General features: G+C 32.5%; 14 protein-coding genes. 6 read left to right on the forward strand and 8 right to left on the reverse strand.

Annotated elements, in window-relative coordinates; genetic code table 11:
- Nucleotides 1–385: 385 nt before the first annotated feature.
- From gap to I0K12_RS00755, 3 genes are all read right to left on the reverse strand, one after another.
- Nucleotides 386–1,378, reverse strand: a complete 993-nt coding sequence (gene gap, locus I0K12_RS00745; RefSeq protein ID WP_196884987.1) for a type I glyceraldehyde-3-phosphate dehydrogenase — start codon at nt 1,376–1,378, stop codon at nt 386–388.
- A 29-nt stretch (nt 1,379–1,407) separates the two neighbouring features.
- On the reverse strand, nt 1,408–2,394 hold the full coding sequence (gene pfkA, locus I0K12_RS00750) for a 6-phosphofructokinase (protein ID WP_196884988.1): 987 nt from the start codon (nt 2,392–2,394) through the stop codon (nt 1,408–1,410).
- Between the two features lie 288 nt (nt 2,395–2,682).
- Nucleotides 2,683–3,165 (reverse strand): hypothetical protein, encoded by a 483-nt coding sequence (locus I0K12_RS00755; protein ID WP_196884989.1) that lies wholly within the window; start codon nt 3,163–3,165, stop codon nt 2,683–2,685.
- A gap of 223 nt (nt 3,166–3,388) precedes the next feature.
- On the opposite strand from I0K12_RS00755, the gene I0K12_RS00760 reads away from it, so the two are divergent.
- A complete protein-coding gene (locus I0K12_RS00760) occupies nt 3,389–3,604 on the forward strand; it encodes a hypothetical protein (RefSeq protein ID WP_196884990.1) in 216 nt (71 codons plus the stop codon).
- A 69-nt stretch (nt 3,605–3,673) separates the two neighbouring features.
- Here I0K12_RS00760 and I0K12_RS00765 read toward each other — a convergent pair whose 3' ends face one another.
- The 4 genes from I0K12_RS00765 to gcvP form a co-directional block, all read right to left on the reverse strand.
- Nucleotides 3,674–4,621, reverse strand: a complete 948-nt coding sequence (locus tag I0K12_RS00765; RefSeq protein WP_196884991.1) for a phosphoribosylaminoimidazolesuccinocarboxamide synthase — start codon at nt 4,619–4,621, stop codon at nt 3,674–3,676.
- Nucleotides 4,622–5,047: 426 nt separating this feature from the next.
- Nucleotides 5,048–6,700: a pyruvate dehydrogenase complex dihydrolipoamide acetyltransferase gene (locus I0K12_RS00770; RefSeq protein WP_196884992.1), complete on the reverse strand. Its 1,653-nt coding sequence runs from the start codon at nt 6,698–6,700 to the stop codon at nt 5,048–5,050.
- A 4-nt stretch (nt 6,701–6,704) separates the two neighbouring features.
- A complete protein-coding gene (gene pdhA / locus I0K12_RS00775) occupies nt 6,705–7,700 on the reverse strand; it encodes a pyruvate dehydrogenase (acetyl-transferring) E1 component subunit alpha (protein ID WP_196884993.1) in 996 nt (331 codons plus the stop codon).
- 134 nt (nt 7,701–7,834) lie between these two features.
- Nucleotides 7,835–10,684, reverse strand: coding sequence for an aminomethyl-transferring glycine dehydrogenase (gene gcvP / locus I0K12_RS00780; protein ID WP_196884994.1), 2,850 nt, complete (start codon nt 10,682–10,684; stop codon nt 7,835–7,837).
- 241 nt (nt 10,685–10,925) lie between these two features.
- Here gcvP and I0K12_RS00785 point away from each other — a divergent pair, with 241 nt between their 5' ends.
- Nucleotides 10,926–11,825: a DMT family transporter gene (locus I0K12_RS00785; RefSeq protein WP_196884995.1), complete on the forward strand. Its 900-nt coding sequence runs from the start codon at nt 10,926–10,928 to the stop codon at nt 11,823–11,825.
- Here the strand turns inward: I0K12_RS00785 and I0K12_RS00790 are convergent.
- The gene (locus I0K12_RS00790) at nt 11,822–12,712 is read right to left on the reverse strand and encodes a PorP/SprF family type IX secretion system membrane protein (RefSeq protein ID WP_196884996.1); all 891 of its coding nucleotides are present in this window, start codon (nt 12,710–12,712) and stop codon (nt 11,822–11,824) included. The genes I0K12_RS00785 and I0K12_RS00790 overlap by 4 nt on opposite strands.
- A gap of 285 nt (nt 12,713–12,997) precedes the next feature.
- Between I0K12_RS00790 and I0K12_RS00795 the strand changes: the two genes are divergently transcribed.
- Genes I0K12_RS00795 through dapB form a run of 4 tightly spaced genes read left to right on the forward strand, consistent with a single transcriptional unit; the run spans nt 12,998 to nt 15,949 of the window.
- Nucleotides 12,998–13,765 (forward strand): ParA family protein, encoded by a 768-nt coding sequence (locus tag I0K12_RS00795; protein ID WP_196884997.1) that lies wholly within the window; start codon nt 12,998–13,000, stop codon nt 13,763–13,765.
- Complete coding sequence (locus tag I0K12_RS00800) at nt 13,765–14,661, forward strand: ParB/RepB/Spo0J family partition protein (RefSeq protein WP_196884998.1); 897 nt, start codon at nt 13,765–13,767, stop codon at nt 14,659–14,661. Before I0K12_RS00795 ends, I0K12_RS00800 begins: the two co-directional genes overlap by 1 nt.
- Nucleotides 14,661–15,245: a DUF5683 domain-containing protein gene (locus I0K12_RS00805; RefSeq protein WP_317194402.1), complete on the forward strand. Its 585-nt coding sequence runs from the start codon at nt 14,661–14,663 to the stop codon at nt 15,243–15,245. Before I0K12_RS00800 ends, I0K12_RS00805 begins: the two co-directional genes overlap by 1 nt.
- A gap of 2 nt (nt 15,246–15,247) precedes the next feature.
- A complete protein-coding gene (gene dapB / locus I0K12_RS00810) occupies nt 15,248–15,949 on the forward strand; it encodes a 4-hydroxy-tetrahydrodipicolinate reductase (RefSeq protein WP_196884999.1) in 702 nt (233 codons plus the stop codon).
- The last annotated feature ends 20 nt before the right edge of the window (nt 15,950–15,969 follow it).

A 15,969-nucleotide genomic window follows, 5' to 3' on the forward strand; every position in this document is an offset into this window, starting at 1 on the left:
TTTTCTTTTGAAAAAAATTAGAAATTCTTTGCAGACGGAGGCGACCAACGGAAGCCCACGGATTGCTTAGAAATTCTTTTTTTGAAAAAAAAACTTGCAATGGAAAGCCCGACCTTTTTCTGAGTTTCTGTGAACGAAGAAAAATGGTTTCGCCCAAATTGTTTTATTGAATAAAAAGTTTACACACGATCGCTGGCGCGAGTTTGAAACTCGTGACCACTCAAATGCTAGAAACAATGGGCACACTTTACAAAAGTGCGCCAGGTTTTCAATTAAAAAATAAGGAGAACTTAACAACCTTGCTCTCAAAAAGGGAACTCTTTATTTTCAATAAAAAAAGCTACTTCTTTCGAAATAGCTTTTGAAAATTTTTATTTTGTAAAAATTATAAATTACTAGCATGTACTAATAAGTCTACAATTTTAGTTGCATATCCGTACTCGTTGTCATACCATGAGATAATCTTGAAGAAATTTGGATTTAACTCTAAACCAGCACCTGCATCAATTACAGAAGTTCTTGGCTCTGATAAGAAATCTTGACTTACAACTTCCTCGTCTGTATATCCTAAAATACCTTTCATTTCGTTATCTGCAGCATCTTTCATCACTTTCATGATTTCGTCATACGTTGTAGGTTTTTCTAAACGTACAGAAAAATCAACCACAGAAACATCTGGAGAAGGAATACGGAAAGCCATTCCTGTTAATTTCCCTTCCAATGCTGGAATTACTTTCGTAACTGCTTTTGTAGCACCAGTTGTTGTAGGAATGATATTATTAAGCGCAGATCGTCCTCTTCTTCTGTTTCCAAGCGGAGCATCTACTGTGTTTTGAGAGGCTGTTGCAGCGTGTACAGTTGTCATGAATCCTTCGATGATTCCAAAATTATCGTGTAATAATTTTGCAACTGGAGCTAAACAGTTTGTTGTACAAGACGCGTTTGAAAAAATTGTTGTGTCTGCTGTCAATTCTTCGTGGTTTACTCCCATTACATACATCGGAGCATCTTTTGAAGGTGCAGAAATAATCACTTTTTTCGCTCCTGCTTGAATGTGTCTGTTTGCTTGGTCTAATTTTGTAAAAATCCCTGTAGATTCAATTACAAAATCAACATCTAAAGCTCCCCAATTAATATCTTCTGGATTTCTCTCTGCTGTGATTCTTATCTTATTTCCGTTCACCACTAAAGCTCCATCTTCTACATCAACAGTTCCGTCAAATCTCCCGTGAACAGAATCATATTTTAATAAATATGCCAAATAATCTACATCTAATAAATCATTAATCGCTACAACTGTAACATTTTCCCTTTTCACAATTGATCTGAAAGCTAATCTACCGATTCTTCCAAATCCATTAATCCCGATTTTAATCATTTGCTTTTCTTTTATATTATTAAGTCATTTTATAATGACATTACTTCGCTAACTTTTAATAGCTCTTTATTAATCTTTGTATTTTCTTTTATCGCTTTTTCAAGATCTGTGGTTTTCACTTCATTATTGATCAATCCAACCATCAGATTTGTTTTACCGTCCAAAGCTACTTCTACGGCTTTCATTCCAAGTCTACTTGCCAGAACTCTGTCAAAACACGTAGGAGAACCTCCTCTTTGCATGTGTCCTAAAACAGAAACTCTCACATCGTATTCTGGAAGATTTTCTTCTACATAATCTGCAAGTTCAAAAACATTTTTTCCTGTTTTATCTCCTTCTGCAACAATTACGATACTTGAAGATTTTCCACTACGTTTACTTCTTTTAAGAGATTCTAGCATTCTGTCTAAGCCTAGATCTTCTTCTGGAATCAAAATTTCTTCTGCTCCAGCTCCAATTCCTGCATTTAGCGCAATGTGTCCGGCGTCTCTTCCCATTACTTCTACGAAAAATAATCGGTTGTGCGAACTTGCCGTATCTCTAATTTTATCTACAGCTTCTACCACTGTATTTAATGCTGTATCATATCCGATCGTGAAATCCGTTCCGAAAATATCATTATCGATAGTTCCAGGAATTCCAATACAAGGGAAACCGAATTCTTTGTTGAAATACATTCCTCCTGTAAAAGTTCCATCTCCACCAATCAAAATTAACGCATCGATTTTTGCTTCTTTCAAAGCTTTATAAGCTTTCTCTCTCCCTTCTTTAGTTTTGAATTCTTCAGATCGAGCCGATTTTAAGATAGTTCCTCCTTTATTTATAATATTATTTACAGTTCTTGGTCCAAGTAAGACATAATCTCCTTCGATTAATCCTTGATACCCTCTATAAATTCCATAACATTCGATTCTATAATGTGAACAAGTACGAACCACCGCACGAAGTGCTGCATTCATACCTGGCGAATCTCCACCAGAAGTTAAAACTCCTATTTTTTTGATACTTCTTCCCATATATTTATTCTACGAATTCTAAAAAATGTAGTTCTAAAATCAGCTAAACTATTCACTGAGACTACCATTTTTTCACTAAAAAAATCCGATTCTTTTAATTACTATAAAAATACGAATCTTCTATTATTTTATTCATGATTTTACTCATAACTTATTCTAAAATAATCGATTTTCACATAATTCATTTTTTAGAACCAAAAAACAAACTACTAACTCTTTTTCGAGTTATTTTTTACTAAAAGATAAGTATTTTATTGTTTTGCATAAAAAATACGCAAATTAAAAAATCTAATTTATTGTTGGCCAAAGTGGAACTTCTTCATCTCTCCATAAAACTCCGAACTGAATCTCTGTCAAAACATCATTTGTAAACCAAAACATCATGTTTCCGTTTGTCAAATCAAATAGTTCTCTTTTTAAAGATTCATCTTCTGAATAATCTTCGTATTCAATTTCTCCAAGTTCTAATTGTGCAATAATTTTGGCTACTTCTTCTTTACTTTTTCCAATTAAAATTCTTTTTTTAAGCTGAAAAAAATCAGAGAAAACTGTAATTGTTTCCAATTTCCAATCTTCCTCTTCATCGAAAGTAAAAGAAACTCCAATATTATCATAATCCCAAGTTTCAGAAGCATCTCCTCCATCCTCAGAATGCATTTCTAAATCAACATTTGATGGTTCACCTAATAATAATTTGATCTCGTTTTTTAGAAAACCAAATTTGATTAAACCTAAACCTTGACCTATCTCTATATTTTTTATTCTTTCCATTTTTCTAAAATTATTATCAAAGATACTCTATATATTTATTATAAATTAAAAATTTAGTCTTCACAAATATTAATTTTTGTTAAAATTTACAATTTCAAATATGGTTTGTATCTAATTCTCTTTTTTAATTTATTAGCTATAAGCTTCTTAAAACTTCTCTTTTTTTGTACTATTTTTTTTCTTAATTTAAAGTATAACTAATTAATAATAAACAAATTAAAATATGAAAAGATCTATAATCGACTACGCAAAGATTACTCCTGAAATCTATAAAATGTTAGAAGAAAAATTCCCTGATGGGTATGGAGACAAAGATGTTATTTACTTCAAAGGAGTAGATAATGCTACAATAGAAGCGCTACAAGTGGAAGGAAATGATATAATTTATTTAGTAAAATTGTCACCAGAACTGGACAAAAAACTAAATACTTCCAACTGAAATCCGAAGAAATAAAAAAGGCTGTCTCTAATTACAAGAAACAGCCTTATTATTTTTTATATACTATTTTTAGTTCAAAAAAGCCTCTACGTTTTTCTGAATTCTAGCTTCAATATTTTCAACATCTGCTTTCACAAAAGTTTCTCCAGTTATTTGCTCATAAAGTTCAATATATCTGTCCGAAATTTCTTTCACTTTCTCTTCAGACATTTCTGGAATTACTTGTCCTTCCAATCCTTGAAAACCATTTTCGATCAACCATTGACGAACAAATTCTTTTGATAATTGTTTTTGCTTCTCTCCTTTTTCTTGTCTTTCCGCATATCCATCTGCATAAAAATAACGAGAAGAATCTGGCGTATGAATTTCATCAATCAATACAATTTCTCCTTTACTATTTTTACCAAACTCATATTTTGTGTCTACTAAAATCAATCCACGTTCCGCAGCAATTTCAGTTCCTCTCTGGAAAAGAGCTCTGGTATATTTTTCTAAAACAACATAATCCTCTTCAGAAACAATTCCTTTTGCAATAATATCTTCTCTCGAAATATCTTCATCGTGCTCTCCTTCTTCCGCCTTCGTTGCAGGCGTAATGATTGGCGCCGGAAATTTATCATTTTCCTTCATCCCTTCTGGCATCGCAACACCACAAAGCAATCTTTTTCCAACCTTATATTCTCTAGCAGCATGCCCAGAAAGATATCCACGAATCACCATTTCTACTTTAAATGGCTCACATAAATCTCCTACAGCAACATTTGGATCTGGAATTGCCTGAATCCAATTCGGAACAATATCACTTGTTGCATCCATCATTTTTGATGCAATCTGATTCAAAATCTGCCCTTTAAATGGAATTTGTTTTGGCATGATCACGTCAAATGCAGACAATCTATCCGTAGCGATCATTAAAAGTTTTTCATCGTCAATTTTATAAACTTCTCTTACTTTCCCTCTATAAACCTCCTGATTTTCCGAGAATTTATAGTTCGTGTTGTTAATTGTGTTATTCATTTTAGTTTGTTGTGTTGTATCGCAAATGTACTATTTTTTCATCAGCAAAACATAAAAAAACAACATCCATATTCACACAAAAAACAACAGAGTTTTAAATGAAAATTCCATTCTTGAGAATAGAATTCTCACATTAGCTAGTACGATTTTATAAATTGTTTTGATATAAATTTAAACAGACTCAAAAAACTCTTAAAAATATTTGGACAAATCCCTTCATTACATTTCGGGTCGGGCTTTTCGTTCCAAGTTTTATTTTTCTGAAAAAGAATTCTAAAACAATCCGTGGGCTTCTTAGGTCGCCTACGTTTGTTAAGAAATTCTAATTTTCAGAAAAACAAAAGCTTTCCACTACAATCCCTTTTGCAAAAAAAAGCCCCTTCAAAAAATGAAGAGGCTTTCTAAATATTCTTTTACTCAAAAAAATTAAGCTAACATCGTAACTGGGTTTTCTAAGTATTGTTTGAATGTTTGTAAGAATGCAGCACCTGTTGCTCCGTCCACAGTTCTGTGATCACAAGCTAAAGTTACTGTCATTACATTTCCAACTACAATTTGTCCATCTTTTACAACTGGCTTTTGCACAATTGCTCCAACAGATAAAATTGCTGAGTTAGGTTGGTTAATAATAGATGTAAACTCACGGATTCCGAACATTCCTAAGTTAGAAACTGTAAATGTACTTCCTTCCATTTCAGCTGGAGTTAATTTCTTAGACTTAGCTCTTACCGCTTTATCTTTTACGTCAGCTCCAATTTGAGTCATTGTCATATTATCAGTAAATTTCAATACAGGAACAACTAATCCGTCAGCAACAGCAACAGCTACACCAATATTGATGTGTTTGTTATAAACTGTAGCAGCGTCAGTCCATTGTGTGTTTACTTGTGGATGTTTTCTTAAAGCCATCGCACTAGCTTTTACAACCATATCGTTGAATGATACTTTTGTATCAGGAATCGCGTTGATCGCTTTTCTTGATGTAATCGCATTATCCATATCGATATCAATCGTTAAGTAATAGTGAGGAGCAGTAAATTTAGATTCACTTAATCTACGTGCGATAGTCTTACGCATTTGTGAATTCTTCACTTCTTCTTGTTGCTCTTCTCCTGTAGGAACGTAAACTGGCGCAGCTGGTGCAGAAGCAGCAACTGGAGCAGCTTTAGGAGCTTCTTGAGCTAGAGCAGCAACTGGTGCTTCCTCCGTATAGTTCTCAACGTCTCTTCTTACGATACGTCCGTGATCTCCTGTTCCGTTTACTTTTGCTAAGTTGATTCCTTTTTCTTTTGCAATCTTCTTAGCTAAAGGTGAAGCTTTAATTCTTCCGTTGCTTTCTACAACAACAGTATCTACCATAACAGTTTCTTCTTTCTTAGAATTATCTGCTTTTGGCATCTCCGCTTCTTTTACATCTGAATTATGTGGAGTAGACTCAAGAGCTTCTCCTTTCTTAAATTTTTCAACGATGCTAGAAATATCAGTTCCATCTTCTCCGATTACAGCTAAAAGACTATCTACCTCAGCAGATTCTCCAGCATTTAATCCAACATATAAAAGAGTTCCTTCATAGAAAGATTCGAATTCCATCGTAGCTTTATCCGTTTCGATTTCTGCTAAGATATCTCCTTCTTCTACTTTATCTCCAACTTCTTTTAACCAGTTTGCTACAGTTCCCTCTGTCATTGTATCACTTAGCCTTGGCATAGTAATAAACTCAACGTTCGCTGGTATTTCAACTGGTGCAGCTTCTTTAGTTTCTTCTGCTTTTGGTTCCTCTTTAGTCTCCGTAGTTTCCTCAGCGGCACCTTCACCGTTGATTAGACTAGAAACATCTTCTCCTTCATCACCAATGATAGCTAATAAAGAATCAACTGGAGCTCCTTCTCCTTCTGGAACACCAACATATAAAAGAGTTCCTTCGTAGAAAGATTCGAATTCCATCGTAGCTTTATCCGTTTCGATTTCTGCTAAGATATCACCCTCTTCTACTTTATCCCCTACTTTTTTCAACCATTGAGCTACAACTCCTTCTGTCATCGTATCACTCAATCGAGGCATTTTGATAATTTCAGCCATAATTTTATCTATGTTTTAAGAATGGATAATCTTCTTGTTCGTATACTACATCATATAGTAATTGCTTGTCTGGGTATGGAGATTCTAAAGCGAATTTCTCACATTCAGCAACTTTTGCTTTTACTCCAGCATTCATTTCTGCAATTTCATCTTCTGTCGCGTATCCATTTTCTCTAATCACAGTTAAAACTTGTAAGATTGGATCAATTTTTTGGTACTCTGCAACTTCTTCTTTCGTTCTATAGTGTTGTGCATCCGACATAGAGTGTCCTCTATAACGGTATGTCTTCATTTCTAAGAATGTAGGTCCTTCTCCTCTTCTTGCTCTGTCAATTGCTTCATGCATAGCTTCAGCAACTTTTACAGGGTTCATTCCATCTACTGGTCCACATGGCATTTCGTAACCTAATCCTAACTTCCAGATATCTGTATGGTTTGCAGTTCTTTCTACAGAAGTTCCCATAGCATATTGATTATTTTCTACGATGAAAACAACTGGTAATTTCCAGTTCATTGCCATGTTGAAAGTCTCATGTAAAGAACCTTGACGAGCAGCTCCATCTCCAAAATATGTTAATGTAACTCCTGGTCTTTTATGAAATTTATCTGCAAATGCAAGTCCTGCTCCTAATGGGATTTGTCCACCAACAATTCCGTGTCCTCCATAAAATCCTTTGTCTCTTGCAAAAATGTGCATTGAACCTCCAAATCCTTGAGATGTTCCTGTAGCTTTACCTAAAAGCTCAGCCATTACCCTTTTTGGATCTACACCCATTCCAATAGGCTGAACGTGGTTACGATAAGCAGTGATCATTTTATCATGCTCTAAATCCATTGCGTGTAAAGCTCCTGCTAATACAGCCTCTTGTCCATTGTATAAATGAAGGAATCCTCTTACTTTTTGTTGAATATATAATGAAGCTAATTTATCCTCAAATTTTCTCCAAAAAAGCATGTCCTTATACCAATTTATATAAGTTTCTTTGGTGATGTTTTTCATAATTAAAAATCTAATTAAAACAAGTGTATTCGCAAAAATACTATTTTCATTTTAAAGCAAAACGAAAATAGTATTTTATTTATTCTTTTATAATATTTTTGACTTTATATCTTCTTTATAAAGATAATAAATTTTTATACATACGCTTCAATTGGCGCACATGAACAAACTAAATTTCTATCTCCAAAAGCATCGTCTACACGACGAACTGATGGCCAGAACTTATTCTCCTCTACAAATGGTAATGGGAATGCAGCCTGTTGTCTTGTATATGGTAAATCCCACTGATCTGCTGTCAACATAGCTTGTGTATGTGGTGCATTTTTCAATGGTGTATTTGAATCTTCTTTTGATGAATTCTCAATTTCTTCACGAATTGAAACTAAAGCATCACAGAATCTATCTAACTCTGCTTTGTTTTCACTCTCTGTTGGCTCAATCATTAACGTTCCAGCAACTGGGAAAGAAACTGTTGGAGCATGGTATCCATAATCCATTAAACGTTTTGCAATATCTGTTACCTCAACTCCATTGTTTTGTTTGAATGGTCTGAAATCTACAATCATCTCATGAGCACAGAATCCGTTTTCTCCTGTATAAAGGATTTCGTATTCTTTCTCTAAACGAGCTTTCATGTAGTTTGCGTTTAAGATAGCATTTACAGTAGAATCTTTTAATCCTGACGCTCCTAACATTTTAATGTATCCGTAAGAAATTAAAAGAACTAAAGCAGATCCCCAAGGCGCAGCAGATACTGCAGTAATTGGAGATTCTCCTCCTGTAGGAATCACTGGGTTTGATGGTAAGAATGGCGCTAAATGTGCAGCAACACAAATAGGTCCAACTCCTGGTCCTCCTCCTCCGTGAGGAATTGCAAATGTTTTATGTAAGTTTAAGTGACAAACATCCGCTCCAATTGTTGCAGGATTTGTTAATCCAACCTGTGCGTTCATGTTTGCTCCATCCATATAAACTTGTCCTCCGTTTTCGTGGATGATTGAAGTGATTTCTTTAATAGTACTTTCAAAAACTCCGTGAGTTGATGGATAAGTTACCATTAATCCAGCTAAATTATCTTTGTGTAATTCTGCTTTCTCTCTTAAATCAGCAACATCGATATTTCCTTCTTCTGTAGATTTCGTAACAACTACTTTCATTCCAGCCATGATAGCTGAAGCTGGGTTAGTTCCGTGTGCAGAAGATGGAATTAAAATAATATTTCTGTGGTGATCTCCTCTTGACTCGTGGTAAGCTTTGATTACTAATAATCCAGCATACTCTCCTTGAGCTCCAGAGTTTGGCTGCACTGAAGTTGCAGCAAATCCAGTAATCACATTTAATGCTTTTTCTAATTCTTCAAAAACAGTGTGATATCCTTGTGCTTGCTCTACTGGTGCAAATGGGTGAATACTGTTCCAGTTACTCCAGCTTAATGGAAGCATTTCAGAAGCAGCATTTAATTTCATTGTACAAGAACCTAAAGAAATCATTGAGTGATTTAATGATAAATCTTTACGCTCTAATCTTTTGATGTAACGCATCATTTCTGATTCTGAATGGTAAGTATTGAATACTTCATTCGTTAAGAAATCAGAAGTTCTTTCTAAAGAAACAGGTAATTCTTCTGTAGCAGTAACTTCATTCATTACTACAGCTTCTTTTCCTGCTAATTGAGCGAAAATATTTAAAATTTCATTTACATCATTTAATGAAGTAGTTTCATTTAATGAAATTGTAACAACATTTTCTGAAGAATAGTTAAAGTTAACCTCTGTAGCTTCTGCTAATTCTTTTAACCTCGCCTTATCTTCAACCTCAACAGCTAAAGTATCAAAGATTACTTCGTTTGTTTGAACAAATCCTAAATCTTTTAATCCTTTATTTAATGTATTTGTTAAGTTTCTTACAGAATTTGCGATGTAAGTTAAACCTTGTGGTCCATGATACACAGCATACATTCCTGCCATTACAGCTAAAAGAACTTGTGCAGTACAAATATTTGAAGTCGCTTTCTCTCTCTTGATATGTTGCTCTCTAGTTTGAAGTGCCATACGTAAAGCTCTTCCTCCATTAGCATCTTGCGTTACTCCAATAATTCTTCCTGGAATATTTCTTTTATATTTTTCTTTTGTTGCAAAATAAGCAGCGTGTGGCCCACCATATCCCATTGGAATTCCGAAACGTTGTGTTGTACCAACAACTACATCAGCTCCCCATTCTCCTGGAGGTGTCAATAATGTTAAGCTTAATAAATCAGCTGCTACAGCAACTCTAGCTTCCACATCATTTGCTTTTTCAACAAAGTTTTTATAATCAACGATTTTTCCGTCTTTTCCTGGATACTGTACTAAAGCTCCGAAAACGTTTTCGTTAAACTCGAAAGTATCAGGGTTACCTATGATTAATTCAATTCCTAGTGGAGTTGCTCTAGTAACTAAAACATCAATTGTTTGTGGTAAAACATCTTCAGCAACAAAAAATTGTAAAGCATTTGCTTTCTTTTGCGCTCTTGATCTTGTAGAATATAACATGATCATTGCCTCACCAGCAGCAGTTCCTTCATCCAATAAAGAAGCATTTGCAAGCTCCATACCTGTTAAGTCAACAAGCATTGTTTGATAGTTCAATAAAGCTTCTAACCTTCCTTGAGCAATCTCTGCTTGGTAAGGAGTATAAGCTGTATACCATCCTGGGTTTTCTAAAATATTTCTTTGAATTACTCCAGGTAAAATAGTTGGGTGGTATCCTAAACCGATGTAAGATTTAAACGTCTTATTTTTTTCAGCTAACTCTTGAATATGGGCCATATACTCATATTCACTCATTGCAGCGTCCAAATCTAACTCGCTATTTAATCTTATATCTTCAGGTACAGTTTTATTTATCAATTCATCCAACGAATCAACTCCTATTGTAGCCAACATGTCTTGCACTTCGTTTTCACGAGGTCCAACATGTCTTAAAACGAAAGAATCTGTTTTCATTCTAAAAAAATTTAGTTGTTTTGAGATTCCAAAAGTACTGAAAAATGTATTATAAATAACAGATTATTATCATTGATTTTTATAGCTCAATTTTCTAAGGCTATACTCTTTAAATTACTGACAAAAAATAAGTATATCTTTCTCACATATTGTTATATAATATTCTTAAAAAAAGGAATCATTCTTGAATTTAACATCCTAATGACGTATCTTCAAATAAGTAAACTTTAAACTGATAAAAATGAAATCATATCTTTACTTTATCATCGCAGCAACTTTTTGGGGATTGAACTTATTTTGTGTAAAAATAATGCTGAAAGAAGTAAATTTTGCTGAAGTTGGTTTGTGGAGATATATCTTTGGAGTTATCACTTTAGCATTTCTTTGTATAAGGTGTTTTCCGAAACTAAAAGATTTAAAAGATAATTTTGTTGGTGCTTCTCTAGTTGGAATTATTGGTTTATTTGGTTTTAATTTTTTCTATTTCTTAAGTTTAATTGATGGTTCTGCTATTACCATCGCATTAATTTTAAGTTTAACTCCTACTTTTTCACTTATTTTTTCCTTTTTATTTTTCAAAACAGAATTAAAAGCAGGACAAATAATTGGAGTAATCTTTTCTTTTATCGGTGTTTTTTATCTTGTAGTAAAAGGTCATATTTTAAATATTGAAGCTATGAAATTTAATATTTCAGATCTATACATCTTATTAGGAAGTTTCATGTTTGCGTTACACAATCTTTGGGTTAAAAAATTCTCACATAATACTTCTCACAAAACGTTTACACTGATAACAGCAATGATTTGTTTGGTTTGTTTTATCATCATTACACCTTTTTATGGAATAAAATCTGTCACAACTCATGGATCTGATTTCTGGCTTTCGGCTCTTGGTCTTGGAGTTTTAGGTACTGCAATTGCTTATTTTTTATGGAATCAGGGAATCAAAATAAAAGGAGCAAATCAGGGAGCAATTTTCATGAATTTCATACCAATTTCTGCTGCTCTTTTAGGAGAATTCTTTTTTCAAGAAAAATTACATGAATATCATTTAATAAGTGGAGTTTTAATTATTTCTGGTTTGATCATCACAAATATGAAACTAAAGAAACCTATTTTGAAGCGTGTCAAGAGTAATTAAAAATATCTTGGCTTCTCATAATTTTTAGTTTCATGAGAGAAATAAAAATCATGAGTAAGAAAAACCACATAATTCATTTTATCTCTATAAATGGTGTTTTTCTCAAACTCCATAGCACAACCAACTTTTGAATTTTTAAATTTAAACCTCATTAAAAAAGTCGTCAACTCTTTATCTACATAAGAATATCCTAATTCAAAAAAATTATCATACAAAAGATTTACAGAATAATTAGTTTCAAATTTTGTATTCATTTTATTTGTAAAAATCATCGGTTTTAGTTTCCATTTTTTTCCTATTTCAAAAACATAACCCAAAAGCCCGTATATCTCAATATCTTTTTTTTGATCAAAAGTTTCATATTCATTCTTTAAAAAATTGAGCGAAGAAACTCCTACAAACAAATTTTCTGTAAAAAACATAAGTCCTGAACCTAAATTAAAGTGATTGACATTTTCTTTAAAATTTGGATCTGGGTCTACATAAGTATATTTTGTAGTATTAATTATTTTTTGATTAAAACCAAAAGCGAAACCAAGAGAAAGATGTGATTTCTTAGTCAATTGAATTAAATAACTCAAATTTCCATTAAACCTACTATAATTTGAATCGTATATATTCTCTACTTCTCTGTTTAAATAATTTAGATTCAATTCCATTTTATCTGAAATCGAAGTTTGCGCAAAAAAATTATAAGTTTTTGCTAAACTTCGATTGTTCAAAAAATTTTCAGAAATACCAATTCCTCCAACTCGCAAAATACCTGGTTCATTTATAGAATAGCCCGGATTTATGGAACTTAGATTATAAATATATTGGACATATTTTGGAGTTTCTTGAGAATAAATAGTAAAAGGTACTAAAAGCAGTAAGTATAATTTCTTCATAGAGTTTTAAATATTTAATTCTTATGATTTTCTCTAAAACTCTCCTTAGCAACTTCATTTTAATCATATTTAAATTTCAAACTCAAAACGCAATTTTTAAACAAATATTACATTTTTAATTTCAATTTATTACGAAATAAAAACGGGAACTAATCAACATAAATCAGCTATACAATACTAAAAACTAGACTTTTAAACAATTAATTAGTAATTTGTTAACATCTTATATTTTTATAATAGGTAAATAATTGTATTTTTACTTTTACTATAAACGAAACTTATTAAATGGGAAAAATTATTGCTATAGCCAATCAAAAAGGTGGAGTTGGAAAAACAACAACTGCAGTTAATTTGGCAGCAGCTTTAGGAGTTTTAGAAAAAAAAGTATTATTAATCGATGCTGACCCCCAAGCAAATGCCTCTTCAGGCCTTGGTATTGCTGTAGATGAAATAGAAAATGGAACTTATGAACTTTTGGAAAATTCTTCAAGAGCATCGAGTTTGGTCATTGAAACGACTTCTCCAAATGTAAAAATCATTCCTGCTCATATTGATTTAGTTGGTATCGAAATAGAATTAATCGACAAACCCCAAAGAGAATTTATGCTTAAAGAATCTTTGAAAGAAGTAAAAGACAATTATGATTATATCTTAATTGACTGCGCTCCTTCTTTAGGCCTGATTACTCTAAATGCTCTAGTTTCTGCAGAATCCGTAATTATCCCGATACAATGTGAATATTTTGCCTTAGAAGGTCTTGGAAAATTATTGAATACAATTAAAAGTGTTCAAAAAATCCATAACAAAAAATTGGATATCGAAGGTTTACTTTTAACCATGTATGATTCAAGATTAAGACTTTCAAATCAAGTAGTTGAAGAGGTAAGAACACATTTTAACTCCATGGTTTTTGATACGATTATCCAAAGAAATATTCGTCTTGGTGAAGCTCCTAGTTTCGGAGAAAGTATTATCTCTTATGATGCCACTAGTAAAGGTGCGATAAATTATTTAAATTTAGCCCATGAAATTTTAAAAAAGAATGAGAACTAATGGCAAAAGCGACTAGAAAACAAGCATTAGGGAGAGGATTATCAGCATTATTAAAAGATCCTGAAGCAGATATTAAATCTGTAAAAGATAGAAATGCTGAGAAAGTTGTAGGAAACATTATTGATATTGACTTAGATGCAATTGATGTAAATCCTTTTCAGCCTAGAACTTATTTTAATGAAGAAGAATTAAAAGAATTAGCTAGTTCGATTAAAGAATTAGGCGTAATTCAACCAATAACTGTACGAAAGTTAGATGGAAATAAATTTCAGTTAGTTTCTGGAGAAAGAAGATATAGAGCTTCTAAAATTGTTGGATTAAGAACTATTCCTGCTTATGTACGTATTGCAAACGATCAGGAAATGTTGGAAATGGCTTTGGTTGAAAATATTCAACGTAAAGATTTAGATCCAATAGAAGTTGCTCTGACTTACCAAAGATTAATTGATGAAATACAATTGACACAAGAAGAAATGAGTAAACGTGTAGGAAAAAAACGTTCTACAGTTACAAATTATCTTCGACTTTTAAAGTTAGATCCTATTATCCAAACAGGAATGAGAGACGGATTTTTGTCTATGGGACATGGTAGAGCTCTTGTAAATGTGGATGATATAGATTTACAATTAAAAATTTATGAAAAAATAATTAAAGACAAATTATCGGTTCGAGAAACTGAAAATCTTGTTAAAAACTTAAAAGAAGGCAATACTTCTGTAAAAAACGCGAAAGAAAGCAAGGAATTACCTAAATTTGTGCGAGATAACGTAGATAATTTTAACAAATATTTTGGAAACAAAATCAATGTTAAACTTACTGGTAAAGATAAAGGTAAGATTATTGTCCCTTTCGAATCCGAAGCGGACTTTAATAGAATTAAAAATTTATTAAAATAGTGAAATTAGGTAGATTATATTTTCTTTTTATGTTTTTCATCGGAACTACTATTAGTTCTTATGCACAAAAAGAAATTGAGGAGGTTGTCGTTGATAAAGAAAATATTGTGAAAACATCTAGCGAATATAAGCCTTTAGCACCTGCTAGAGCTGCTTTTTATTCTGCTATCGTTCCAGGTTTAGGACAAGCTTACAATAAAAAATATTGGAAAGTACCAATTGTATACGCTGCACTTGGAACAACAATTTATTTATATGCAGATAATAGCAAATCTTATAGAAGATATAGAGAAGCATATAAATTAAGAATTGCTGGAAAAAAAGACGAATTTACGGACGCTAATGGAAATGAACTTTTGAGTTTGGCAACATTAGAACAAGGACAAAAAACTTTCAAAAAAAATAGAGATTTAGCTCTTCTGGGAACAATTGGTATTTATCTAATTCAAGTTGTTGAAGCTAGTATAAATGCACATTTATTACAATTTGACACAAGTAGAAATTTGAGTATCAAACCGTCATTACAGTTTGACCAAAATAACTACAGCCCAGTTGTAGGAGCATCATTTAATTTAAAATTTTAAGAATGAAGATTGCATTACTAGGTTATGGTCGCATGGGAAAAGTTATTGAAAGAATAGCTTTAGAAAGAGGTCATGACATTGTTTTAAAAATAGGTAGAGATTCAGAAAATATTGATTTATCCATTGCAGATGTAGCAATTGATTTCAGTATACCATCTGCTGCTTTCGATAATATTTCTATGGCAATTAACGCTGGAGTTCCTGTAATTTCTGGGACAACAGGTTGGCTAGAAAAATATGATGAAATTGTAGAATTATGCGAAGCTAAAAAAGGAGCTTTTATTTATGGTTCAAATTTTAGTTTAGGTGTAAATATCTTTTTTGAGTTAAATGAACATTTAGCAAAAATGATGCGTACACTTAATCAATACCACGTTTCTATGGAGGAAATTCATCACATGAAAAAATTAGATGCTCCAAGTGGTACAGCAATTTCTCTTGCAGAAGGAATTTTAAAACATACAGAAAAATCTACTTGGGAATTAAACAATCAATCTACGGATGATACGATTCCTATTTATGCAAAAAGAATTCCGAATGTACCAGGAACACATGCAATCTCTTATGTTTCAGATGTAGATACAATCGAAATCAAACATACTGCACATTCAAGAGAAGGATTTGCTTTAGGAGCTGTAATTGCTGCAGAGTGGATTTTTGGAAAAGAGGGAATCTTTACAATGAAAGACGTTTTAGGAATATAAAAAATACACGAATAAAAGAA

Origin of the sequence: Aureivirga sp. CE67, from assembly GCF_015767245.1 — a bacterium.
Classification (GTDB): Bacteria; Bacteroidota; Bacteroidia; order Flavobacteriales; family Flavobacteriaceae; genus Aureivirga.